Here is a 21,742-nt window from a genome sequence, read left to right as displayed (position 1 = left end):
ACTCCCTCCTTCGGCGCCCTCCCGACTGGCGGGAGCCACCCCTACGGCGCAGCTTTGATGCGGCCATGGACGTCCCTGCCTCGCTGCTCGACTTCTCACTGGTCCAGGGCCCCGTGCTCGGCTGGTCGCGGCGCCGCGCCCTTCCTCGGCGGGCTTCGAGGTGGGCGCGCATCCTCGCCCTGACGCTGGTGAGCTGGCTTCCGCTCTTCGCCCTGTCGCTCCTGGATGGAGGGGCGGTGTCGCGCGCCTTCCTCCGCGACGCGGCGACCCATGTCCAGTTCCTGGTGTCCCTGCCACTGCTCGTCGCGTCCGAGCGCTACATCGACCTGAGCCTCTCGGCGGCCGTGCGCCAGTTCGTCGTCTCGGAGCTGATTGCCGCGAAGGACCTGCCCCGCTACGAGGGCATCGCCAACAGCGTGGTGCGGACGCGGCGGAGCGTCCTCATCGAGGCGGGGTTGCTGGTCCTCTCCTTCGCCGCGTCCTTCCTGGACGTGCCCCACCTGACGATCCGTCCGTCCTGGCTCCACGCGGAGCCCCGGGGCCCGCTGACCCTGGCCGGGGGGTGGTACCTCGCGGTGAGCATGCCCCTCCTCCGGTTCCAGCTCCTGCGCTGGCTGTGGCACGGGGTCCTGTGGGCAAGGTTCCTGTTCAAGGTCTCCCGGCTGCCGCTCGCCCTCGTGCCCACCCATCCGGACGCGGCGGGCGGACTGGGCTTCCTCGGGACGGTCCAGGCCAGCTTCTCCCTCATCGTCCTCGCCGTGGCCGCCACGCTCACCGCGCATCGCCTGCCGCACGCCCCCACCACGGACTTCACCGACTACGCCCTGCACCTGTTCGCCTTCGCGCTCCTCTGCCTCGTCGTCGTCTTCGCCCCGCTGCTGCCCTTCTTCCGTCAGCTGCTGAGGGCGAAGCAAAAGGGGGACCAGGACCTCTCGGCCGTGGCGGCCTGGCACTCGCAGCGCTTCGAGCGGCGGTGGTTCCACCGCGAGCTTCCGGAGGGGCTGGACCCGCTGAGCGCGGATGACTTCTCCTCGCTCGCGGACCTGGGCACGTCCTTCAAGACGACACGCGGCATGCGCTCGCTCCCGGTGGACCTCCGCGCGGCGCTGACCGTCGTCGCCGCGGCCATGGCGCCCCTGGTGCCCCTGCTCCTCGCCAACCGGCGCTTCATCGAGGTGGTGCTGGAGCTCGGCAAGAGCATGCTCTGACTGGCCACGGGCGAGCCAGGCGGCCGAGGTGGCGCACGCGAGGCCCCCCTCCCCAAGGCTGTCCGACTGTCGATGGCGACCTAGGTTGCGCGGTGAAAGCCATTCACAGTGGGAGGGGTCCTCATGCTCGAAGGCAACCGTGTTCGCAGGAGCGCCCTCTGGGCGGCGCTCACCGTCGTCACGCTCACGACAGGCGCCTGGGCACAGGCGCCCGCCAGCGCCCCGGCGGAGGCCCCCGCGCGCACCCAGAGCGCACCGGAGGCCGGCCTCCCCACCGATGAGGAGTTCCAGTCCGCCATGCAGCGGTCCTACTCCGCGAACAAGGGGGTCACCGCCGGCAAGAACGCCGATTACATCCCGGTGCTCGCCAGGGTCGACCCGAAGCTGTTCGGCATCGCCATCCTCACCGTGGACGGAAGGGCCTTCTCCATTGGAGACACCGGCCACGCGTTCTCCATCCAGTCCATCTCCAAGCCCTTCATGGCGGCGAAGCTGATGTCGGAGCTGGGAATCCAGCGCGTGGAGGACAAGCTGGGGGTGAATGCCACCGGCCTCCCCTTCAACTCCATCGAGGCCATCGAGCGGAACAAGCAGCAGAAGGAGCCTCCCACCGGCAATCCCCTGGTGAACGCGGGCGCCATCGCCACCGTGGGGAACCTGAAGGCCGCGAACGCCGACGCGCGCTGGGACAGCGTCCTGGGCACCCTCAGCGCGTTCGCCGGCCGCGAGCTCTCGGTGGATCAGGAGATCTACAAGTCCGAGTCGAAGACCAACACCCGCAACCGCTCCATCGCGGACCTGCTCAAGGCGTATGACGTGATCCCCGGCAACCCGGCGGAGGCGCTCGACGTCTACACGCGGCAGTGCTCGGTGGCGGTGACCGTGAAGGACCTGGCCGCGATGGGCGCCACCCTCGCCGCGGGCGGCACCAACCCCCTCACCGGCAAGGCGGTGGTGAGCCCCGACGTGGCCGCGCACACCCTCGCGGTGATGATGACCGCCGGCCTCTACGAGGACTCCGGCACCTGGGCCTTTGACGTCGGCGTGCCCGCCAAGAGCGGCGTGGGCGGAGGCATCGTCGCGGTGGTGCCCGGCAAGTACGCGGTGGCCGCGTTCGCGCCGCCCCTGGATGAGGCAGGCAACAGCGTGCGCGCGCAGCGGTCCATCGAGTCCATCGTGAAGGACCTGGGCGGCAGCGTCTTCCACGTCGCGCGGCGTCCCGCGGCCCGGCCCTCGCCGCGGTAGGCGGAACGCACGGGGTTACCATGCCTTCCTGGATGGGATTGAGCTCACGCCCCGGGAGCCTTCACAGCCGCCTGGCGCTCAGCTCCTTCGCGACCTCGATGAAGTGGCGCAAGGGCATGGAGCGCTGGGCCCGGCTGGGGAAGTAGAGGAAGAAGCCAGGAACGGTGGGCGCATAGGCCTCCAGCACCCGCACGAGCCGCCCCGCGCGCAGCCGCTCCTCCGCGGCCGGCTCGAAGGCATACGCCAGCCCCAGCCCCGCCTCCGCGAGCGCCACGGTGGTCTGATTGTCATTGCTGACGACGCCGCCCCGCACCGGCACGCGCCAGCTCCGGCGGCCACGCTCCAGCTCCCAGGCGTAGAGCGTCCCGGTGGACTGCGAGCGGAAGGTGATGCACTCGTGCTTCAGGAGGTCCTCGGGGCGCTGGGGCGAGCCCTGGCGCGCGAGGTAGCCGGGCGCGCCCACCACCACGAAGCGGAACGCGTCGGTGAGCCGCACCTGCACCATGTCGCGCTCGATGGCCTCGCTCAGCCGCACGCCCGCGTCGTAGCCCTCGGCCACGATGTCCACGAAGCGGTCCTCGACGACGACCTCCACCTCCACCCGGGGATGGCGCTCCCGGAAGGTGGGGAGGACCGGGGTGATGAGGAACGGCACCGCCGAGCGCGGCACCGACAGCCGCAGCCGGCCCACGGTCTCGCCCGGCTGCGCGGAGACCTCGCGGATGGCGGAGAGGGCCTGGCCCAGCCCGGGACCGGCGCCTTCCACCAGGCGCCGGCCGGCATCCGTCAGCGACACGCTGCGCGTCGTGCGCGCGAGCAGCGTCACCCCCAGCTGCTCCTCGAAGTGACGCACCGACTGGCTCACCGCGGTCGTGGAGACGCCGAGCTCGCGCGCCGCGCCGCTGAAGCTGCGCAGGCGGGCCACGACGAGGAACACCTGGAGGTGGGGAAGGAGCGCCGGCTTCATCGCGAAGGTCCCTTCTCGGACAGCGTCACTTCATCATCAACCCTGGCTTCAAAGCCCATCCCCCCCTGCCTCCTGGTCGTCGGTTGGGGGCGGACATACCTGTAGGGAGCCATGACCCTGAAGAAAGAACCTTCCGCGCTCCAGAAGCAGCTGGGCGACTTCGCGCCCAAGCTGGTGCAGCTCACGGATGACGTGCTGTTTGGCGATGTCTGGGAGCGCCAGGGGCTTGCGCCCCGCGACCGCAGCCTCGTCACCGTCGCCGCGCTCACCGTGGGCGGCAACACCGAACAGCTGCCCTTCCACCTCGCCAAGGCCCGGGAGAACGGCCTCTCCGAGTCGGAGCTCGTCGAGGCCCTCACGCACCTGGCCTTCTACTGCGGCTGGCCCAAGGCCCTGTCCGCGATGAACGTCGCCAAGGAGACGTTCAAGAAGGCGGATCCACCGCGGGCCCCCGGAAAGGACCCGGCCCCACGCTAGAGGTCTCCCCGATGGACTGGCCGGAGGCGGTCTACCGGCCGGAGGGCGCCGGCCCGTGGGACCGCCTCTTTGAGCAGCCCGGCGACGACCCGCTCCAGCAGGCCGCGGGTCGTGGCCGCTCAGCGCTCGGCGAAGGCCTTCTCGGTGACGTAGTGGCCGGCCTCTCCCGGGGTGCCCTCCCGGAAGCCGCGCTCCTCCAGCATGACCGTGAGGTCCGCGAGCATGGCGGGGCTGCCGCAGAGCATCACCCGGTCGACCTCCGGGTTCAGCGGCGGCAGGCCCACGTCCTTGAACAGCTTCTCGCTGCGGATGAGATCCGTGATGCGGCCGGTGTTGCGGAAGTCCTCGCGCGTGACGCTCGGGTAGTACGTGAGCTTCTGCTTCACCAGCTCCCCGAAGAACTCGTTGCGCGGCAGCTCATGGAGGAAGAGGTCGTGGTAGGCCAGCTCCTCGGCCCGCCGGCAGGTGTGCGTGAGGATGACGCGGTCGAACTGCTCGTACATCTCCGGGTCCTTCACGAGGCTCAGGAACGGCGCCAGGCCCGTGCCCGTGCTCAGCATGTAGAGGTTCTTGCCGGGCAGCAGGTGCTTGAGGACGAGCGTCCCGGTGGCCTTGCGGCTGACCAGGACGTTGTCGCCCTCCTTGAGGTGCTGGAGCCGGGAGGTCAGGGGCCCGCCGGGCACCTTGATGCTGAGGAACTCGAGGTGGTCGTCATAGTGCGCGCTCACCATGCTGTAGGCGCGCAGCAGCGGGCGGTTCTCCACCTCCAGGCCAATCATCGTGAACTGGCCGCTGGCGAAGCGGAACCCCGGGTCGCGCGTGGTGACGAAGCTGAAGAGGGTGTCGGTCCAGTGGTGCACGCGCAGCACGGACTCCTTCATGAGGTTGCTCACGGTCGTTGACTCCCGAAGAGGGCCGGCGGCGTTCCCGTGCGCCTCGCACGAACGGCCGAACGCGCCAGTTAACGGGTGACGTTGTGCGACAGATTCCCTGTTGACACCAGGGAAAGCAGGCAGGCGGCCAGCTTCGGGCTTATCGCCGGGTTCAGGTCGCCAGCGGGTCGGCCGGCCAGGGCCCCCTCCCCCTCGTTTCCCCCCGGCGTCCAGGCTCGGGCCCGGGAAGCCACTGCCGCGGGAGGCAGGTGGGCCCCCTCTGGGTCCGCGTCAGGCCCCCCGGGCCGAGCCGCGAAGAGGCGCGCCTGCCCTGACGGCCTGGGGTCAGGTCCCAGGCGGCAGCGCGCGGACTCCATCCGCTTCACATCGCCATTCCCCGGACGCCGAGGTGCCAGCGCGGCGGCGCTCCCGAAAAAGCGCTCGCTCGAGTCATGACGCTGGCGTCGCGCCCACGCTCGCGGACTCCGGGTCCGCGGCGTCCGCACGCCCGCCGTGCCGCGACCGCCACCCGTGGGCGAGCCCCATGCCCACCAACATCGCGGGCACGAAGAGGAGCACCCCTGACGCCCCGCTGGCGAGGGAGGTGAGCGCGGGGCCCGGGCAGTAGCCTCCGAGCCCCCACCCCACGCCGAAGAGGCCCGCCCCCACGAGGAGCCTGGGGTCCACCCGCGTCGATGTGAAGGCAGGGAACGTCCCGGCGAACAGGGGGCGCTCACGTCGGAGGACGAGGGGCCGCAGCGCCGCATGGACGGCGATGGCGCCCGCCATCACGAAGGCGAGCCGGAAGTCCCAGTCCCCCGCGACGTCGAGGAACCCGAGAACGTTGGCCGGGTCCGTCATGCCCGCGAGGCCCAGCCCGACCGCGAAGAGAGCGCCGCTGAGCAGCGCACTGAGGTTGGAACGCATGGAGCGGCCTCCCTAGAAGACGTGGCGGACGAGGAAGACGGTGAGGCCGCCAGTGGCCATGAAGGTGAGCGTGGCGGCGATGGAGCGGGTCGCCCCCCGGCTGATGCCGCAGACGCCGTGTCCGCTCGTGCAGCCGTTGCCCAGCAGCGAACCGAAGCCCACCAGCAGTCCGGCGCCCACCAGCGTGATGGCGCCGCCGACGCCCGGGGGCGCGGTGGCCGCGAAGGTCCCGGGGCGCACCGCCGCCAGCAGCAGCCCGCCGCCCAGGAGCCCTGCGAGGAAGGACAGGCGCCAGGCGATGTCGCCGCGGGCGGGGGTGAGCAGCGAGCCCACCACCCCACTGATTCCGGCCACCCGGCCATTGGCCAGGAGGAGCAAGGAGGCGCTCAGGCCGATGAGCGCCCCGCCCACGAGGGGAAGGAGGATGAAGGAGGTCATGCCGGATGAGAGCCAGGTTCCACCGCGGAGGATTCGGACCGCGGCCAGGATGTATCACCGGGCCCCCTCCTGAATCCTTTCGCGGCGCCCTGGCTCTCACGGGCAGGAGGCTTCGACCATGATTTTCCGCCAGCTTTTCGATTCCGAGTCCTCGACGTACACCTACCTCCTCGGTGACGAGGCCACGCGGCAGGCCGTCCTCATCGATCCCGTGCTGGAGCAGGTCGACCGCGATCTACAACTGGTCCGCGAGCTGGACCTCACCCTCACGCACGTCCTCGACACCCACGTGCACGCCGACCACGTCACCGCGTCGGGCGTGCTGCGCGAGCGCACGCGGTGCACGGTGGTGGGGAGCGTGGGCGGCGCCGCCTGCGCCGATCTCCAGGTGCGCCACGGGGACGAGGTGCGCATCGGGCAACTCGTCTTCCAGGTGCTCGCCACGCCGGGCCACACGGATGACAGCGTCAGCTACCTGCTGGGCGATCGGGTCTTCACCGGCGACGCGCTGCTCGTGCGCGGCAACGGCCGCACCGACTTCCAGAACGGAGACGCGGCCCGGCTCCACGACTCCATCACCCGCGTCCTCTTCCACCTGCCGGACGCGACGCGCGTCTACCCCGCCCATGACTACAGGGGCTTCACGATGACGACCATCGCCGAGGAGAAGCGGCACCACCCGCGCCTCGTCGGCAAGAGCCGCGAGGAGTTCATCCACATCATGGAGAACCTCCATCTTCCCAAGCCCCGGAAGATGGACCTCGCCGTCCCGGCCAACCGCGCCTGTGGTCACACGGCGCCCTCACCCCAGGACGCGTGACGTCCCACGCGGCCCTCAGGAGACAAGCGATGACGCCCTCCCCCTATCAAGACCTCCAAGCCTCGCGGCTCGCCACGCTCGGCCTTCGTGGGCTTCGCCGGCTACCTGGGCCACGTGGAGGTCCCCTGGCGCGCGCTGGGGATCTTCACGGCCATCGCCGTGGCCGGGATCCTCCTCGGCACCTGGGCGTCCCACTACGTCTCCCAGGCGGCGCTCAAACGGGCCTTCTCCCTGTTCCTCGTCGTCATGGGTGTCTTCATCTTCTTCAAGAACCGCGAAGCGCTGCTCCCCTCGGGAGGAGCACCCGCGACGCTGTCGCGCCCCTGACCGACCGTCAGTGAGGCTCGTGCGGTCCGGTCACACGCTCGAACGAAACGCCCAGGTTCCCGACTGCTTCGAGGGCGGTCTTGATGTCCTCAGAGACGATGAACGCAGAAGAATAGCCTTGTATCCGAAAGACCCGGGCACCCTCTGATTTGGAAGGGTCGATACGCAGTCCGTAAATGGCACGGTACGTTCCGACTCTCTCCGGTGCGACACCCTCTGGAGGATAGATCTGCACCTCCTTGGAGTTTGTCTCATCAACGCATTTGAAGCACCTGGCTGCGTTGATGACAAAGAGTGGCTTCCTCGCTCCTGCGACTTCGATGGGGAACACCTGAACATCAGCAGGCGCCAGCTTGCGAAAGACATTCGCAGCCTGCTCGTCTGCGATAGGCGTTCTCCCTGAATTCGCCACAGAGAAGGACCGTTGTGGCCCGTCACGGAACGGCCTGCTCTTGAGGAGTCCTGGCTCTGGCAGGCGCCTTCCGTCCCCAAACATCCACGGGTCGTCTAGCTCGTCGCCAGATGCAAGAACAGGCAACTCCAGCACCCACTGAGGGACATCCGCAATTCCAACATCATAGTAATTTCCATTGAACATCCACTAGCCCTCTTTCGGCACAATCAGGCGCCGAAGCGCTGAACCTGGCGTCAGAAGCTCCTCTGCGATTCTGGCAAGCTCTTCGACCAGGCGACTCCGACACGCGTCCATGCTCCTGCATTTTCCTAGCGCGTCATTCAAGCGCCGCAATACCGCCTCGTGGTATTCGCGTGGATGAGGTCCCTGGTGTCCCCCGAGTCGGACTTTGTTGGAGACATCTTCCAGGGACATCCCGGCTCGGGCAAAGACCTCTTCGCACAACGGTGTCCAGGGACCGCCTGATACAGCCGAAACCGGGTTCTTGTTCGTACAGATGTGGTGAACCGGACCTTCAGCGTCACCCTGAATACCATTCGAGTACATCGCGACGACAGCGGTCGCGCCCGGAGCCAGCGTCACGTTCAGCACTCCAGCAGCGGGCAGCGCGATGGACGACACGCCGCCATTCATCGCCGCTCCGAGTTGGAAGCCCGCCTCGGCTTGTCCTCGGGACACAGCCTGGGGGAAGCCCGGGAGCCGGGGCCCCTGGGCCGCCATCGCGTTCCTCCCACCCAGGGCCGCCGTGACCAGCAGCACCAGGACACGCGTGCCGTTCGTCCCCAGCACCTTCCCGAAGCGATGACCGATGTCCTGCAACTCGAGGACGCTCGTTGCCCTCTCCGCGTTGTCCCACAGCCGCACGAAGCCCCGTCCCATCTCCCAGACAGGCACCACCCCCAGGTAGGCCACCATCGCCGCCGTCAACGCCACGGCGAGGACCTTCGTGACAGGCTCGGGCAGCGCCATCGTGAGGAGCACGGTCAGCGCCGCGGAGGTCACCATGGCCTTGAGCACCACCGGGTTCAGCAGCTTGCCGATCTCGGCCTCGACGCTCCCCCAGACCGTATCCAGCGCGAACGACAGGGCCATCAACGTTCGGTCCTTGCGCGAGAAGGGCAGCCCCGTGCCGTCCACCAGGGTCAAGCACTCGTCGCCCTCGGGGCAGATGCGCGAATACAGGGACTCCGGAGACACCCCAGCCCCCGAATCCGCGAGCCCCTTCGAGGATGCGAGCAACGACCGGGACCTCACCCACCCTCGCCGGTCGGCTGCATCCGTCTCGCGGAAGGCAACGTCCATTCGCATGTCGAGGAGGAGCTGCGTGAGGGCCGCCTTGAACTCGTCCTCACCCACCTGAACTGGGTCAACCTCCACCGACTCATGGACGACTCGCTGCCCATTCCCAACGTCGATGTGGACAACGCGGGGGGTCGCGCACCCCGCCAACAGAAGCAGCAAAGACGCCACTGCAATCAATCTCATACTCCCCCCAAGGTACCTTCCTGGAATCAGGAGGCGCGGCATCCTGACTTCAGGGTCCGACAATCCCAGCGAAGCTTGCGCGGTCCTCCCGCTCGGCACCGGCACGAGCGACCGGTCGCTGTTCGCGCCACGATTGGACGGGGGGAGTGGAGGACGTCAGGCTCCTTGATGCACCAGTTCCTCGGCCCGGTCGCGCGGGCACTCGAAACGGCGCGGAGCCTCGTAGGCAACATAGAAAAAGGGCTTGGGCGACCGAAGCCACCCAAGCCCTTGGACTTCTTGGAGCCGACATCCGGATTTGAACCGGAGACCTACTGATTACGAATCAGTTGCTCTACCAACTGAGCTATGTCGGCGCACCGAAAGCGGCGCGTAAGTACCACCCGCATCCGGACCCGGCAAGGAGTTTCTCCGGGGATCTTCAAGCCCCCGCCTCCACGCCCGCTTCTACCCCCCAGAAGCCCTGACATCCATGACACGGCGCATTCGTCGCGGTGACACACCGCGTTGGCTAAGTCCGCGACATTTCTCCATTAATTTGGAGAAATGCCCCTCCGCCAGACGGGTTGAATCCCCCGAGCGCCTGTGCACATAAGGGCGCCGCTTTCCCAGTGGCCCCCATTCCAGGTGGGCCCTCAAGGAGCGAGTTTCATCATGGCCAGCGAAGAGACTTTCATGCGCGCCCCGGCCCCTACGCCCAAGCGCACCATCTACACGGAGGCGATGGAGATCTTCCACTTCGCGGCGGATCTCATCGGCCTGGACAAGCGGGTGCGTCTGGAGCTCGAAGAGCCCGACTACGAGCACATCTTCTACGTCACCGCGAAGCTCAAGGACCGGCTCGTGCCGCTGTCCGCCGAGGCGGCGAAGTCCTTCGCCGACCTCTCCGTCACCCAGGTGCGCAACCCCGAGGGCCTGGAGCGCCTGGCCAACGGCAACCTCATCCTGAACGGCCGCGCCCTGCTGGGCTCCGACGTCGCCATCCGCCACGGCCACCTGCGCCTGCCGGACGGGCTGGTGTACCAGCTGGTCCCCGGTGAGTCGCAGCGCTTCAAGGCCTACCGCGTCCAGCACAACCAGGCCCGCGGCCCCTACAAGGGCGGCCTGCGCTACCACCGCGAGGTGTCCCTGGACCTCTTCAAGGCGCTCGCCGCGGAGATGACCTGGAAGACCGCCATCGCGGAGGTCCCGTTCGGCGGCGGCAAGGGCGGCATCCAGCTGGATCCGCGCGAGTACGGCCGCGAGGAGCTGGAGGCCATCACCCTGCGCTTCATGTACCGGCTCAAGAGCCTCATCGGGCCGAACATCGACATCCCGGCGCCGGACGTGGGCACCAACCCGGAGATCATGGCGCTGCTGTACCGCCAGTTCTCCGACGGTGAGCGCGAGCGCCACAACCTGCGCGGCATCGTCACCGGCAAGGACGTGCGCATCGGCGGCTCCGAGGGCCGCGGCAAGGCCACCGGCCAGGGCGTCGCGTTCTGCATCGAGGACTACTACGCCGACCGCGGCGAGAGCGTGAAGGGCAAGACCTTCGTCCTCCAGGGCTTCGGCAACGTGGGCAGCAACGCCGCCCTCATCCTGTCGAACATGGGCGCGCGCCTGCTGGCCGTGAACGACGCCGACGGCTCCATCTTCAACGGCGACGGCATCGACGTGAACGCGCTGGCCGCCTACGTGGCGGACCCCAAGAACCTCAAGCGCTCCGTCGTGGGCTTCCCCGGCGCCCAGCGCATCGAGAAGAAGGACCTCTGGGACGTGCAGGCGGACATCCTCGTCCCCGCCGCCCTGGGGGGCGAGATCACCGCGGACATCGCGGAGCGCCTCAAGGTCAAGCTCATCGCGGAGGGCGCCAACGGCCCCACCACCCCGGAGGCCGACCGCGTCCTGCAGAAGCGCAACATCGAGCTCATCCCGGACATCATCGCCAACGCCGGCGGCGTGACGGTGTCCTACTACGAGTGGATCCAGAACAAGCGCATGGAGCGCTGGAGCGAGGCGGAGGTCGATCAGCGCCTCGAGCGCGCCATGAAGCGCAACTACCGCATCATCCGGGACATCTCGCGCAACCAGCCGCGCAAGACGGAGATGCACGACAGCCGCCCGTACTGCATCGGGAAGACGGTGGACAGCCGCTGCGCCGCGATGATCCTCGCGCTCAAGCGCATCGAGGCCCACTACCTCCTCGAGGGCTTCTCGCAGTAGCCGGCTGAAGGCCGCTTCCCGCTTCGCCCCCCGGGGCACGGTGTCTTCCCGCTTCCATGGGGAAGGGCCGTGCCCCGCGGTGTCTCAGTGCATCACCCGCTCGCGGTCCACCAGGAGCAGCGGCGCGTCGTCCAGGGTCTCGTAGGCCACGATGCGCAGCCCCACCCCGCGGCTGTTGCCGGGCCGCCCGTCCTTGCGGCCGAAGGCCAGCGCCACCTGGTAGCGGACCTCGCACAGGCACGTCATCTCCGTGCCGTCCTCGCCCGCGAACGTCACCTTCAGCTTCTCGCCCAGGCTGAGCGAGTCGCGCACCTCGATGAACATGCCCCGCGCGCTGATGTTGCGGCCGATTCCCCGCATCATCCCATCCTGCGTGGACAGGTAAACGGTAAAAATCTTGTCAAAGCGCAGATGGGAGCGGCGTTCCTGGGGCTGCGTGTTCATTCGGGGAGGGCTCCGAAACAGGTGGGGACAGGGGCAAACTACACGGTAGCCAGATGTAGGCAAATAATCACCTACATCCACCCTGGCGCACCGTGACGCACCATGTTCCGGGCTCGGGAAAGCGCTGCCCCCGGCGCGGCCGGAAGTGGCACCATCGCCGGGCAGTCCTTCCCCCTTTTTTCCGGGAGTTCCTCTCCGTGAATCGCTTCCTGGCCGCCGCCTTTGCCCTCCTCGTGCCCACGCTCGCCCTGGCCGACGTGGACTCACGCTTCGCGAAGCTCCGCGACGAGTCCGAGCCCCTGGGGGGGCTGGGGGCCTTCCTGGAGAAGTACGTGGGCGAGTGTGACGGGGCGCTGGTGGATCCGCAGTGCAAGCAGCAGGCGGAGGCCTTCCGCAAGAAGTACACGGGCAAGCGCCTGTACATGATCGTCACCGAGGACGACGCGAACATGCTGTCCCCCGGCGACTTCAACCCCGGCACCAACGAGTACACCATCAACATCACGCCCTTCTTCGCGGGCGGGAAGTACGGCCTGTGCCACGGCGCGCCCAAGAAGACGGACGCGCAGGGCAACCCGGTGATGAACTACCTGGTGGTGAGCGGCACGGCGCCGGACATGTGGAACGGCGGCACCTTCGACCGCATGTTCCGGGCGCGGGGCGTGCGCGCGCAGGTCGTCTTCACGCCGCAGTCGGTGTGGACGCTGCCCAAGAAGGGCGGCGGGAAGAACTACGGCGTCAACGCCCGCATCGAGGCCATCCTCGTCACCGAGGGCCGCACCGGCAACCAGCTGGGGCTGTGGCTCAACGGCAAGGACGCGGGCGGCAGGTAGCGCGCCCGTCCTTCAGCGGGCGATGGCGATGTACTGGAGCGCGTCGCCCCGCTGGACGCGCAGGAGGATGCTGGCCCCGCTGCTGCCCCGCTCCAGGGCGGCCTTCACCGCGGCGGAGTCCTTCACCCGGCGGCGGTTCACCTCCGTGACGACGTCGCCCGCGCGCAGTCCGGCCTGCTCCGCCGGGCTGCGCGGCACCACGCCGGACACGAGCGCCCCCAGGAAGGCCTCGTAGCCCAGGGGCGCGGCCACCTCCGGCGTCAGGTCCCGCAGCACCAGCCCCAGGTCGTTCGCGCTGCTGCCGCCCCGCTTCGTGAGCCCCTCGGTGGCCTCCTGCGCGGGCCGGGCCACGAGCCGCACCGCCACCTCCTGGGTGCCGCCGTCGCGCAGCAGCGTCAGCCGCGCCTCCGTGCCCGGGGCCAGGAGCGCCACCTTGCGCAGCAGCTGGAGGTAGCTGCCAATGGGCCGGCCGTTCACCGCCACCAGCCGGTCCCCGGGGCGGATGTGCGCCTGGGCGGCGGGGCTGCCCCGGTAGACGTCCTTCACCACCGGCGCCGTGGCGGTGGTGTCCGCGCCGTCCTCGTTGATGACGACGCCCAGCCAGCCGCGCTCCAGCTTGCCGTTCTCCCGCAGGTTGGGCAGCAGGTCCTTCACCAGGTTGATGGGCACCGCGAAGCCGATGCCCTGCCCCTCGCTGATGATGGCGGTGTTCACGCCAATCACCTCGCCCTTCATGTTGAAGAGCGGGCCGCCGGAGTTGCCGGGGTTGATGAGCGCGTCCGTCTGGATGAAGTCGTCGAACTGGCCCACGCCCAGCACGCGCTCCTTGGCCGAGATCATCCCGTGCGCCACCGAGTGGTCCAGGCCGAACGGGTTGCCGATGGCCACCACCCAGTCCCCCACCTCCAGCGCGTCCGAGTCCCCCAGGAACACCGCCGGCAGCGTCCCCAGCCCCGCGCCGTTCAGCCGCAGGAGCGCCACGTCCGTGGACGCGTCCCGGCCCACCACCTCCGCGGGGAACTCGCGGCCGTCCGCCAGCCGCACGGACACCTGCTGCACTGGCACCTCGCGGGGGCCGTCCTTGCCCGGCGTGACGCCCGCGCCACTGGCGGACTCCGCCGGGCCCTGCGCGCTGGCCACCACGTGGTTGTTGGTGACGACGAGCCCGTCCGGCGTCAGCACGAAGCCGGAGCCGGTGGAGCGCTTCACCGCGCCCGCCACCGCGCCGGGCCCCACCGTGGTGATGTTCACCACGCTCGCCTCCACCGCGCGGATCAGCGGCGCCAGGGACGTGGGCGGCGTGAAGCGGGGCAGGCCCGCGTAGCCCGCGGGGCGCTCGCGCCACAGCGAGGACGCGCCCGCGGTGGCCGGCGCCTCGGTCGTCGCGGGCGGAGGCGCGGCGAACCAGGCCAGGTGCTCGCGCACGCGAGCCTGGAGCCAGGGCGTGAGCGGATCCCCGGCGGCTCCCGCCACCGGGGCGAGCGACACCACGAGAAGGACGCTGAGCAGTCGGACGGACACGGAGCGGCAGCTTACACGGCGGGCCATGGCGACAGGGCCCAACACGCTGACGGCCTCCGCCCTTCCCCGTCCGCGCCCCCGCCCGTGCGGGGGCGCGAGGGGGTGAGCTCAGGCCTGGGCGGGGGCCACGTACCGGGCCACCTTCACCCGGGCGGGGCGGATGACGCGGTCCTTCAGGCGGTAGCCCGCGCGGAACTCGGCGACCACCTTCTGGTCGTCGCCCTCCACCGGCGTCACCTCCATGTCCGCCGCCTCGGCCACGTTCGGATCATACGGGTGCCCCACCACCTGGATGCGCTCGATCCCGGTGGCCTGGGCCTTGGACAGCAGGCTGTCGCGGATCATCCGCACGCCCTGCACCACCGGGGACGTGTCCTGCGGGCTGGCGTTCAACACCAGGTCCAGCTCGTCGATGGCCTCCAGCAGCGTGCGGGCCACGTTGCCGCGCTCCACGTCGAGCATGCGCTCCCGCTCCCGGGAGATGCGCTGCTTGAACTCCTCGCGGTCCTTGGTGAGGTCCTGGAGGCCCCGCGCCAGCTCGTTCACCCGGCGGCGCGCCGCCTCCAGCTCCGCCTGGAGCCGCGCCACCTCGCCGTCCTGGGCGGACTCGGGCTGCGTTTCGGAGCTCGCGGCCTCCACCTCCGTGTCGGCGGGGGGCTGCGTGTCCGGGGTTTCGTCGCTGCGGGGATTGCCGTCCATTGTCGAACCTGCGCCAGGGGTTGGAAGAAGCGAACCGCGTGAGTGGCGCGAACGTAACCGCGAGGGCGGGTCTGTCAACGCGCCTAGTGATTGGACGGGGCCGCGGGCGGAGCCTCCGCCATGAAGCCGTGGTCCACCTGCCCGGTCACCTCGTCGATGATCTCCACCTGGGCGGCGCGAAGGGAGTAGTAGAGGAGCCACCGCTCGGCGGCCGTCAGCGTCCCCGCGGGCAGCGCCTCCTCGATCTCCTGCACCGTGAGCCGGCCGTCCTTCAGGCCCTTGGCGAACAACGCTTTGCGCGCGACGTAGCTCTTTCCGATCCGGTTCTCCACGGCGACGCCTCCTTGTCGCATGAAAGTAATTTCGCCCACCGGCCACCGCAGGCTGACGGTGAATCCGGTGGGCGACGGTCTGCCCGGAGGGCAGGCAGGCACGCGCTACGAGTCGAGCTTGCCCTCGGAGTGCTGCGTGGGCGGCACCGGCGGCTCGGTCTCCGTCCCCCCCACGGGGTGGGCGGAGATGACCGTGCGCGCCTCCGGGTGGAGCAGGCCGCGCTGCGCCTGCACCTTGGGCCCCAGGATGGTGATCATCGCCTCCTCCTCGATGACCTCCGTGGCCAGCAGCCGCGCCGCCAGGGCCTCCACCTTTTCACGGTGGGTGTGGAGGAGCGCCCGGGCCCGGTCCAGCGCCTCGGAGACCATCTTTCGGACCTCCTCGTCGATCATCCGCGCCGTCTGCTCGGAGTAGCTGCGCGACTCCGGCAGGCCCGCGGACCGCAGGAAGCCCGGCCCCTGCTCCCCGCTCAGCGCCACCGGCCCCAGCGTGCTCATGCCGTAGTCGCGGACCATCATCTTGGCGATCTCCGTCGCCTGCTTGATGTCGTTGGACGCGCCGGTGGACACCTCGCCGATGAAGATCTCCTCCGCCGCGCGGCCGCCCATCATGCCGGCCATCTTGTCGCGCAGCTCGTCGAAGGACATGAGGTAGCGGTCCTCCAGAGGCAGCGACATGGTGTAGCCCAGGGCCGCCAGGCCGCGCGGGATGATGGACACCTTCGTCACCCGCTCCGCGTAGGGCAGCATCCAGCCCACCACCGCGTGGCCGGCCTCGTGGTGCGCGACGATCTCCTTCTCGCGCTCGTTCATGCGGCGGTTCTTCTTCTCCAGGCCCGCCACCACGCGCTCGATGGCCTCGTCGAAGTCCGCCCGCATCACCGCGTCGCGGTTCTTGCGCGCGGCGAGCAGCGCCGCCTCGTTGACCACGTTGGCCAGGTCCGCGCCGGCGAAGCCCGGCGTGCGCGAGGCGATCTGCTTCAGGTCCACGTCCGCCGCCAGCTTCACGCCCTTGGCGTGGATCTCGAGCACGCGCTCGCGGCCGCGCTTGTCCGGGCGGTCCACCAGCACCTGCCGGTCGAAGCGACCCGGGCGCATCAGCGCGCTGTCCAGGATCTCCGGGCGGTTCGTCGCCGCCAGGATGATGAGGCCCGCGCGGCTGTCGAAGCCGTCCATCTCCGCCAGCAGCTGGTTGAGCGTCTGCTCGCGCTCGTCGTGGCCGCCGGCCACGCCCGAGTTGCGGCTCTTGCCGATGGCGTCCAGCTCGTCGATGAAGATGATGCACGGCGCCTTGGCCGTGGCCTGGGCGAAGAGGTCGCGGACGCGGGCCGCGCCGACGCCCACGAACATCTCCACGAACTCCGAGCCGGAGAGGTTGAAGAAGGGCACGCCCGCCTCGCCGGCCACGGCGCGCGCCAGCAGCGTCTTGCCCGTGCCCGGCGGCCCCACCAGCAGCACGCCCTTGGGGATGCGACCGCCCAGGCGGCGGAACTTCTCCGGCGTCTTGAGGAACTCGACGATCTCCCGGAGCTCGTCCACGGCCTCGTCCACGCCGGCCACGTCCTTGAAGCCCACGCCGGTGTCGGACTCCGCCTGCACCTTCGCGCGCGTCTTGCCGAAGGACATGACGCTCTGCGGCCCCTGGCCCATGCCGCCGGACATCCGGCGCATCATGAAGCTCCAGAAGAGGATGAGCAGGCCCATGGGGATGAGCCAGATCCACAACACCTCGCTGAAGCTGGACTGCGGGACGGCCTCGAACTGGATGCCCTTCTGCTCCAGCAGCGGCACCAGGCCCTCGTCACCGGGGACGCGGTAGGCCATCCACGGCAGGGCGCTGGGCTCGCTGCGCAGCGTGCCGCGCTCGCCCGGGGGCGGCTGGGCGTTGTCCTTCAGGTAGCCCTTCACCCACTCGTTGGAGATCTGCACGCGGCTGAACTGGTTGTTCTCCACCGCGTCGCGCAGTTGGCTGTACGACACCCGGCGCACGCCCGCGTCCTGAAACACGTTCCGGAACAGCAGGAACCCCAGGACGAGCAGGAGGATGTAGCCCAGTGGTGAGCCAAACTTGAACCCACCTTTCGTGGGCGTTGGCTTGTCGCTCTTCTTTCCGCGCGGGCCCATCCCCGGCGGCAGGTCCTGTGGCTTCATCGTCGGCACGCTCGCCCTCCCCCTCCCCCGTACACACCGACACCATGTCGTGTGACGGTTCCCTCAGCCGGCCAAAGATGGTCACCACCGCCAACCCGTCAACCGCAAGGCGTGACAGGACGATGACGAAACCGGCCGGGACTGTCCGCTCAGCGGCAGTCGACGCGCACCAGGGGCTCGCCCGCGAACTCACTGCCCAACAGGTAGCCGCGGCCATCCTGGAGGTACGTCACGGCCTCCGCCTGGGCCTGGCTGGCGCCCGGCACCTCCACCACCTGGGCCTGGACGAAGTCCTCCAGCCGCTTCGCGTCCGGGCGGCGCAGCTCCCACACGCGGGTGTACGTGCGCACCAGCAGGCGCTGGCCGGACGGGTGCAGGGCGGCGGCGGTGGACAGGCGGTCCACGTCGTCCGGCACGCGCAGGGTGCCCAGCTTGCGCGCCTTGCCGGTGGCCCCGGGCTTCAGCCCCTCCACGGCGTACAGGTCCCCCAGCGACGCGCGCGTCTTGGTGAGGATGCCCACCTGCCCGGAGCGGTCGTCGACGATCAGGGACTCGGCGTCGTGGGCGCCGTCCTCGTAGGTGAAGGGCAGCGCCTCCACCGGGAGCGTGGCGTCGGCGACGGTCGCCGGCTCCGGCAGCCGGAACAGGCGCACCTCCTTGCGCCGCTCGAAGTTGTCGCCGGTGTCCGCGAGGAAGACGCAGCTGTCCTTGTCGCCCGGCGCGCAGGGCCCCACGGCGACGTCCTCGATGTCGCGGGGGTCCGCGCCGGTGAGCGTCAGCGTGGCCTTCACCGCGCCCGTCTCGTCCAGGGCGAACAGCTCGAAGGCGTTGTTGGAGTCGTTGTGGCCCCAGAAGATGCCCGGGTGGCGCTGGCTGGCGGCCAGGCCGGACAGCTCCGGCACCTGGCGGGGCACGGTGCCCGTCTGGCGACCGTCCGCGTAGAGCAGGCACCCCTCCAGGCCGGTGGCGGGCACCTGCGGCATGCCGGCGTCCGGAGCCTGGGAGCCCGTGGGCGTGGGGCGGGAGCCGGAGCAGGCGGTGGACAGCAGGAGGCCCGCGGCGGCGAGGAGGCGCAGGGAGGGCCGCACGGTCAGTGGTCCAGGTCCAGCAGCCGGGCCAGCGTCTTCGCGTCCGCGTCGGGGAAGCGGTACTGGCCCATCTCCTCCAGCGCGACCCAGCGGTGGTCGTGCACGCGCAGGTGCTGGATCTCCGCGTCCGGGTGGCTCAGGCGGCAGCGGAACACCCGGAAGTCGATGTCATAGGTCGGGTACTCGTGGCGGGTGTGCATGACCCGCTCGAGCACCTCGATGTGGATGCCCATCTCCTCATGGAGCTCGCGGGCGAGCGCCGCCGTGTCCTGCTCCCCCTCCTCCACCCGGCCGCCCGGGAACTCCCAGAGCAGGGGCAGCGACGCGGTGGGAGGACGCTGGGTGATGAGGTAGCGACCCATCTCGTTCTGGAGCATCGCGCCGACGACTCGCACGTGACGACGGGTCATTCACTTCTCCTCGATTGGGGTCCCAAAGATGAACGGCAGGGTGCGGCGGCGTAACACAGCCCCTGCCCGGCGCCAATGCGCAAGGCCCCTCCTGGGAGCAGCGTGCGCACGCCCGGGACGCGTGGCCACCCCACCCGGCCCTGTCCGCCAGGAGCGGGCGCGGGGGCGGCGGGAGACGTGGCGGAGGCCCGGGCCTCGGGGGATGAGGGCTGTTGGGGACTTCACGTCCCGGGGAGGCGCCTCCCGGCCGGGCCACCGTCCTCACTGGGGGCATGTGGGATTCAAGTGACGTGCGGGCCGGATGGCGCCATGCTCGGGGGATGACACAGAGTCGGAGAGAGCGGGCCGAAGCGCTTGGCGCCGCGCTGAAGGCAGCGCGGCAGCAGGCGGGGCTCTCCATGGAGGAAGTCGCCGAGCATCTGGAACTGGGCGTGGAAGTCCTGGCCCGCGTCGAGCGAGGGGTGATGGTCCCCACCATCCCCACGCTGAGCCGGCTGTGCGCCCTGATGAAGTTGGATCCGGACAGCCTGCCGGACCTGCCGGAGCTGAGTGACTGACGCGGCTGGCGGGCCCCTCTCCGGCCCGCCGGCGCGTCGCCCGCCCGCCTCAGCCCAGCCGCCCCACGAGGTGCGGCTTCCCCTCCTCCGACAGCACCCGGAACGCCACGCCCGCGGACTCGCGCGCCGTCTGGAACGTCACGCGCGACGGCAGGAGGAGGGGCTTCTTGAAGTCGCACTCCAGGTGGAGCAAGTCCGCGTGGGCCGCCTCGCCCAGCTCCGCCACGCAGCGCGCGAGCGTCCACATGCCGTGCGCGATGGCGCGCGGGAAGCCGAAGGGCTTCGCGGTGAGGGCGGTGAGGTGGATGGGGTTGAAGTCGCCGGACGCCTGGGCGTAGCGGCGCCCGGTGTCCGCGGGGATGCTCCAGGAAGCGGGACGGCTGGACGCGAAGCGCGGGTCCTCCGGCGGGGCCTTGCGCGCGCCGTCCTTCTCCCTCCGGGCGGCGTGGCGGCGCAGCATGGTGCTGAGGGCCTGCCAGAGCAGCTCGCCGGTCTCCTGGGACTCGACGCGCGTCTCGATGTCGAACTCGTGGCCGACGGGCACTTCGCGCCGGGCCTCGAAGCGGCAGGTGACCGTGAGCGCGGTGGTGTCCGGCACGCGGCGGTGCTGCTGGATGTGATTGCGCACGTGCACGATGCCCATCGCGGAGTACGGGAAGTCGGGCAGCCCCAGCAGCTCCAGGTGCAGCGGCGTCGCCAGCACCTGCGGGTACGGGAGCGGCAGGAAGCCGTCGGCGTCGAAGCCGCAGGCGGCGCGGTAGCGCTCCAGCAGGACGGGCGACGCGCGGCAGCCGTGCGCCCGCAGCGCCAGGGCCGGCAGCGCGGCGCCGCCCCGGGACTTCCCGAAGGGATTGGCCGCGCGCAGCAGGGTCGCGGGCATCGACGGGAGCGAGTGCAGGTCGAGGATGGGTGCGGACATGCGGCGGATTCTCCGCCACCCGCTCCCGTCGCGCGCGGGATTTGTGCGAGGGCCCGCGTCAGCTCTTGAGCCCGTGCCGGCGCAGGAGCCGGTACAGGTAGACGCGGTCCATGTCCGCGGCGGCGGCGGCCTGGGACACCTTGCCTCCGTGCAGCTTGAGGAGCGCCTCGACGTAGTCCCGCTCGAAGGCCTCCAGCGCGCGGCGGCGCGACTCCGCGTACGTCTGCGAGGCGTCCACCGTGCGGGGCGCGACGGGGGCCTGGGAGCCCACGGCATCGGGCGCAGGGGGCGGCAGCGCGCGCTGGAAGACGAGGCAGCGCTCCAGGTGGTTGCGCAGCTCCCGCACGTTGCCCGGCCAGGGGGCGCGCTGGAGCCGCGCGAGGAAGTCCGGCGTGGTGAGCTTCGCCAGCTGCTCCGGCGTGGCCCCCAGCCCCTCCAGGATGCGCTCCACGATGAGCGGGATGTCCTCCGTGCGCTGGCGCAGCGACGGCAGCGGGATGCCCACCACCGCGAGGCGGAAGTAGAGGTCCGCGCGGAAGCGGCCCGCCTGGACCTCCGCGCGCAGGTCCCGGTGCGTGGCCGCGATGACGCGCACGTTGACCGGCTGGTGCGTGTTGGTGCCCAGGCGGCGGATCTCCCGGTTCTCCAGCACGCGCAGCAGCTTGGGCTGGAGCTCGGCGGGGAGCTCGCCGACCTCGTCCAGGAAGATGGTGCCTCCATCGGCCTCCTCGAAGGCGCCCATGCGGCGCTGGATGGCGCCGGTGAAGGCGCCCTTCTCGTGGCCGAACAGCTCGCTCTCCAGGAGGTTGGCCGGGAGCGCGCCGCAGTCCACGACGAGGAACGGCGCGCTCGCACGGGCCCCGGCGCGGTGGATGGCGTGCGCCGCGCGGCTCTTGCCGGTGCCCGTCTCCCCTTCCAGCAACACCGTGGCGTTGGACGCCGCCGCGCGCGCCATGCGCTCGAAGCTGTCCCGCGCCGCGGACGAGGTGGCGATCAGGTCTCCGAAGGTCGCCCGCATCGGCTCCGGGAGCGCCTCCACGGCCCCCGGCGCCACCTGCATCCGGAGCGTGGGCGGGGCCTCGTCGCGGTCCAGCGGCTCGGCTGTCACGGCCTCGTCTTGCGCGTCGTGGAGCGCGGGCGCGTACGCCGCCGCCGAGCCACCCCGCCCCCGGGCCCGGAAATGGCGCCACCGGACTCCGTCCACGAACGTCCCCGGCCGGTCGTCCGAAGCCCGTGCGCGCGCCCCCTTCTGCTCCGACTTCACCTCGCAGTGGAAACGCGGCACGGCGGACTCCTCGCTCGACGGATTCATTGAGGAAACGGTCCCCCCGGAACCGGTGACGGATGGTGGACCGCGCTCAGGAGGCGCGGAGGCTGTCGAGGCATGCCATCTCCGTCAGCC

23 protein-coding genes and 1 tRNA gene are annotated in these 21,742 nt (G+C 70.2%); 8 read left to right on the top strand and 16 right to left on the bottom strand.

Annotated elements, in window-relative coordinates; translation table 11 throughout:
• Nucleotides 1-65: 65 nt before the first annotated feature.
• Together U8525_RS01010 and glsA are read left to right on the top strand one after the other, a co-directional pair.
• On the top strand, nt 66-1,208 hold the full coding sequence (locus U8525_RS01010; protein WP_374259864.1) for a hypothetical protein: 1,143 nt from the start codon (nt 66-68) through the stop codon (nt 1,206-1,208).
• Nucleotides 1,209-1,331: 123 nt separating this feature from the next.
• On the top strand, nt 1,332-2,453 hold the full coding sequence (gene glsA / locus U8525_RS01005) for a glutaminase A (protein WP_374259862.1): 1,122 nt from the start codon (nt 1,332-1,334) through the stop codon (nt 2,451-2,453).
• Nucleotides 2,454-2,514: 61 nt separating this feature from the next.
• Here the strand turns inward: glsA and U8525_RS01000 are convergent, their stop codons facing one another.
• Nucleotides 2,515-3,420, bottom strand: a complete 906-nt coding sequence (locus U8525_RS01000) for a LysR family transcriptional regulator (RefSeq protein ID WP_374259859.1) — start codon at nt 3,418-3,420, stop codon at nt 2,515-2,517.
• 111 nt (nt 3,421-3,531) lie between these two features.
• On the opposite strand from U8525_RS01000, the gene U8525_RS00995 reads away from it, so the two are divergent.
• Nucleotides 3,532-3,897, top strand: coding sequence for a carboxymuconolactone decarboxylase family protein (locus U8525_RS00995; protein ID WP_374259857.1), 366 nt, complete (start codon nt 3,532-3,534; stop codon nt 3,895-3,897).
• Between the two features lie 119 nt (nt 3,898-4,016).
• Here the strand turns inward: U8525_RS00995 and U8525_RS00990 are convergent, their stop codons facing one another.
• The 3 genes from U8525_RS00990 to U8525_RS00980 all read right to left on the bottom strand — a co-directional run bounded on the left by U8525_RS00990 (nt 4,017) and on the right by U8525_RS00980 (nt 6,134).
• Nucleotides 4,017-4,790 carry a ferredoxin--NADP reductase gene (locus tag U8525_RS00990; RefSeq protein ID WP_374259854.1) on the bottom strand — a complete coding sequence of 258 codons (774 nt, stop codon included), beginning with the start codon at nt 4,788-4,790 and terminating at the stop codon, nt 4,017-4,019.
• 429 nt (nt 4,791-5,219) lie between these two features.
• Nucleotides 5,220-5,696, bottom strand: a complete 477-nt coding sequence (locus U8525_RS00985) for a DUF6691 family protein (RefSeq protein WP_374259851.1) — start codon at nt 5,694-5,696, stop codon at nt 5,220-5,222.
• A gap of 12 nt (nt 5,697-5,708) precedes the next feature.
• Nucleotides 5,709-6,134 (bottom strand): YeeE/YedE family protein, encoded by a 426-nt coding sequence (locus U8525_RS00980; RefSeq protein WP_374259849.1) that lies wholly within the window; start codon nt 6,132-6,134, stop codon nt 5,709-5,711.
• Nucleotides 6,135-6,252: 118 nt separating this feature from the next.
• On the opposite strand from U8525_RS00980, the gene U8525_RS00975 reads away from it, so the two are divergent.
• Both U8525_RS00975 and U8525_RS00970 read left to right on the top strand, forming a co-directional pair.
• Nucleotides 6,253-6,954: an MBL fold metallo-hydrolase gene (locus tag U8525_RS00975; protein ID WP_374259846.1), complete on the top strand. Its 702-nt coding sequence runs from the start codon at nt 6,253-6,255 to the stop codon at nt 6,952-6,954.
• Nucleotides 6,955-7,041: 87 nt separating this feature from the next.
• Nucleotides 7,042-7,281: a TSUP family transporter gene (locus U8525_RS00970; RefSeq protein ID WP_374259843.1), complete on the top strand. Its 240-nt coding sequence runs from the start codon at nt 7,042-7,044 to the stop codon at nt 7,279-7,281.
• Nucleotides 7,282-7,288: 7 nt separating this feature from the next.
• Here the strand turns inward: U8525_RS00970 and U8525_RS00965 are convergent, their stop codons facing one another.
• The 3 genes from U8525_RS00965 to U8525_RS00955 all read right to left on the bottom strand — a co-directional run bounded on the left by U8525_RS00965 (nt 7,289) and on the right by U8525_RS00955 (nt 9,537).
• A complete protein-coding gene (locus tag U8525_RS00965; RefSeq protein WP_374259841.1) occupies nt 7,289-7,879 on the bottom strand; it encodes an imm11 family protein in 591 nt (196 codons plus the stop codon).
• 3 nt (nt 7,880-7,882) lie between these two features.
• On the bottom strand, nt 7,883-9,181 hold the full coding sequence (locus tag U8525_RS00960; protein WP_374260524.1) for an AHH domain-containing protein: 1,299 nt from the start codon (nt 9,179-9,181) through the stop codon (nt 7,883-7,885).
• 280 nt (nt 9,182-9,461) lie between these two features.
• A tRNA-Thr gene (locus U8525_RS00955) sits at nt 9,462-9,537 on the bottom strand.
• Between the two features lie 298 nt (nt 9,538-9,835).
• Between U8525_RS00955 and U8525_RS00950 the strand changes: the two genes are divergently transcribed.
• Entirely contained in the window at nt 9,836-11,386 is a 1,551-nt protein-coding gene (locus U8525_RS00950; protein WP_374259838.1) for a Glu/Leu/Phe/Val dehydrogenase, read from the top strand.
• 84 nt (nt 11,387-11,470) lie between these two features.
• Here U8525_RS00950 and U8525_RS00945 read toward each other — a convergent pair whose 3' ends face one another.
• Nucleotides 11,471-11,830: a PilZ domain-containing protein gene (locus U8525_RS00945; RefSeq protein ID WP_374259836.1), complete on the bottom strand. Its 360-nt coding sequence runs from the start codon at nt 11,828-11,830 to the stop codon at nt 11,471-11,473.
• 197 nt (nt 11,831-12,027) lie between these two features.
• On the opposite strand from U8525_RS00945, the gene U8525_RS00940 reads away from it, so the two are divergent.
• Nucleotides 12,028-12,663, top strand: coding sequence for a DUF6066 family protein (locus tag U8525_RS00940; protein WP_374259834.1), 636 nt, complete (start codon nt 12,028-12,030; stop codon nt 12,661-12,663).
• Nucleotides 12,664-12,675: 12 nt separating this feature from the next.
• Here the strand turns inward: U8525_RS00940 and U8525_RS00935 are convergent, their stop codons facing one another.
• The 6 genes from U8525_RS00935 to U8525_RS00910 all read right to left on the bottom strand — a co-directional run bounded on the left by U8525_RS00935 (nt 12,676) and on the right by U8525_RS00910 (nt 18,864).
• Entirely contained in the window at nt 12,676-14,211 is a 1,536-nt protein-coding gene (locus U8525_RS00935) for a trypsin-like peptidase domain-containing protein (protein ID WP_374260521.1), read from the bottom strand.
• 81 nt (nt 14,212-14,292) lie between these two features.
• The gene (locus tag U8525_RS00930) at nt 14,293-14,883 is read right to left on the bottom strand and encodes a nucleotide exchange factor GrpE (RefSeq protein WP_374259831.1); all 591 of its coding nucleotides are present in this window, start codon (nt 14,881-14,883) and stop codon (nt 14,293-14,295) included.
• A gap of 83 nt (nt 14,884-14,966) precedes the next feature.
• The gene (locus tag U8525_RS00925; RefSeq protein WP_120574329.1) at nt 14,967-15,215 is read right to left on the bottom strand and encodes an RNA polymerase sigma factor region1.1 domain-containing protein; all 249 of its coding nucleotides are present in this window, start codon (nt 15,213-15,215) and stop codon (nt 14,967-14,969) included.
• A gap of 105 nt (nt 15,216-15,320) precedes the next feature.
• Nucleotides 15,321-17,366: an ATP-dependent zinc metalloprotease FtsH gene (ftsH, locus tag U8525_RS00920; protein WP_374260518.1), complete on the bottom strand. Its 2,046-nt coding sequence runs from the start codon at nt 17,364-17,366 to the stop codon at nt 15,321-15,323.
• A 149-nt stretch (nt 17,367-17,515) separates the two neighbouring features.
• On the bottom strand, nt 17,516-18,349 hold the full coding sequence (locus U8525_RS00915) for a hypothetical protein (RefSeq protein WP_374260515.1): 834 nt from the start codon (nt 18,347-18,349) through the stop codon (nt 17,516-17,518).
• A 107-nt stretch (nt 18,350-18,456) separates the two neighbouring features.
• Nucleotides 18,457-18,864, bottom strand: a complete 408-nt coding sequence (locus U8525_RS00910; RefSeq protein ID WP_374259828.1) for a (deoxy)nucleoside triphosphate pyrophosphohydrolase — start codon at nt 18,862-18,864, stop codon at nt 18,457-18,459.
• Nucleotides 18,865-19,136: 272 nt separating this feature from the next.
• Between U8525_RS00910 and U8525_RS00905 the strand changes: the two genes are divergently transcribed.
• Nucleotides 19,137-19,421, top strand: a complete 285-nt coding sequence (locus tag U8525_RS00905) for a multiprotein-bridging factor 1 family protein (RefSeq protein ID WP_374259825.1) — start codon at nt 19,137-19,139, stop codon at nt 19,419-19,421.
• A gap of 49 nt (nt 19,422-19,470) precedes the next feature.
• Here the strand turns inward: U8525_RS00905 and U8525_RS00900 are convergent, their stop codons facing one another.
• Nucleotides 19,471-20,340, bottom strand: a complete 870-nt coding sequence (locus tag U8525_RS00900; protein ID WP_374259823.1) for a MaoC/PaaZ C-terminal domain-containing protein — start codon at nt 20,338-20,340, stop codon at nt 19,471-19,473.
• Nucleotides 20,341-20,398: 58 nt separating this feature from the next.
• Complete coding sequence (locus U8525_RS00895) at nt 20,399-21,625, bottom strand: sigma-54 interaction domain-containing protein (RefSeq protein WP_374259821.1); 1,227 nt, start codon at nt 21,623-21,625, stop codon at nt 20,399-20,401.
• Between the last annotated feature and the right edge of the window lie 117 nt (nt 21,626-21,742).

Origin of the sequence: Corallococcus sp. RDP092CA, from assembly GCF_041903675.1 — a bacterium.
Classification (GTDB): Bacteria; Myxococcota; Myxococcia; order Myxococcales; family Myxococcaceae; genus Corallococcus.
The sequence above is the reverse complement of the archived record's forward strand: the minus strand, read 5'-3'. Positions and strand labels throughout refer to the sequence as shown.

What these genes read in the sequence shown, in the direction of transcription:
- U8525_RS01010 (WP_374259864.1), top strand. Translation starts at nt 66, where the DNA reads ATGGACGTCCCTGCCTCGCTGCTCGACTTCTCACTGGTCCAGGGCCCC.
- ftsH (WP_374260518.1), bottom strand. Translation starts at nt 17,366, where the DNA reads ATGAAGCCACAGGACCTGCCGCCGGGGATGGGCCCGCGCGGAAAGAAG.
- U8525_RS00960 (WP_374260524.1), bottom strand. Translation starts at nt 9,181, where the DNA reads ATGAGATTGATTGCAGTGGCGTCTTTGCTGCTTCTGTTGGCGGGGTGC.
- U8525_RS00930 (WP_374259831.1), bottom strand. Translation starts at nt 14,883, where the DNA reads ATGGACGGCAATCCCCGCAGCGACGAAACCCCGGACACGCAGCCCCCC.
- U8525_RS00985 (WP_374259851.1), bottom strand. Translation starts at nt 5,696, where the DNA reads ATGCGTTCCAACCTCAGTGCGCTGCTCAGCGGCGCTCTCTTCGCGGTC.
- U8525_RS00905 (WP_374259825.1), top strand. Translation starts at nt 19,137, where the DNA reads ATGTGGGATTCAAGTGACGTGCGGGCCGGATGGCGCCATGCTCGGGGG.
- U8525_RS00980 (WP_374259849.1), bottom strand. Translation starts at nt 6,134, where the DNA reads ATGACCTCCTTCATCCTCCTTCCCCTCGTGGGCGGGGCGCTCATCGGC.
- U8525_RS00975 (WP_374259846.1), top strand. Translation starts at nt 6,253, where the DNA reads ATGATTTTCCGCCAGCTTTTCGATTCCGAGTCCTCGACGTACACCTAC.
- U8525_RS00935 (WP_374260521.1), bottom strand. Translation starts at nt 14,211, where the DNA reads ATGGCCCGCCGTGTAAGCTGCCGCTCCGTGTCCGTCCGACTGCTCAGC.
- U8525_RS00995 (WP_374259857.1), top strand. Translation starts at nt 3,532, where the DNA reads ATGACCCTGAAGAAAGAACCTTCCGCGCTCCAGAAGCAGCTGGGCGAC.
- U8525_RS00950 (WP_374259838.1), top strand. Translation starts at nt 9,836, where the DNA reads ATGGCCAGCGAAGAGACTTTCATGCGCGCCCCGGCCCCTACGCCCAAG.
- glsA (WP_374259862.1), top strand. Translation starts at nt 1,332, where the DNA reads ATGCTCGAAGGCAACCGTGTTCGCAGGAGCGCCCTCTGGGCGGCGCTC.
- U8525_RS00915 (WP_374260515.1), bottom strand. Translation starts at nt 18,349, where the DNA reads ATGCCGCAGGTGCCCGCCACCGGCCTGGAGGGGTGCCTGCTCTACGCG.
- U8525_RS01000 (WP_374259859.1), bottom strand. Translation starts at nt 3,420, where the DNA reads ATGAAGCCGGCGCTCCTTCCCCACCTCCAGGTGTTCCTCGTCGTGGCC.
- U8525_RS00945 (WP_374259836.1), bottom strand. Translation starts at nt 11,830, where the DNA reads ATGAACACGCAGCCCCAGGAACGCCGCTCCCATCTGCGCTTTGACAAG.
- U8525_RS00900 (WP_374259823.1), bottom strand. Translation starts at nt 20,340, where the DNA reads ATGTCCGCACCCATCCTCGACCTGCACTCGCTCCCGTCGATGCCCGCG.
- U8525_RS00910 (WP_374259828.1), bottom strand. Translation starts at nt 18,864, where the DNA reads ATGACCCGTCGTCACGTGCGAGTCGTCGGCGCGATGCTCCAGAACGAG.
- U8525_RS00965 (WP_374259841.1), bottom strand. Translation starts at nt 7,879, where the DNA reads ATGTTCAATGGAAATTACTATGATGTTGGAATTGCGGATGTCCCTCAG.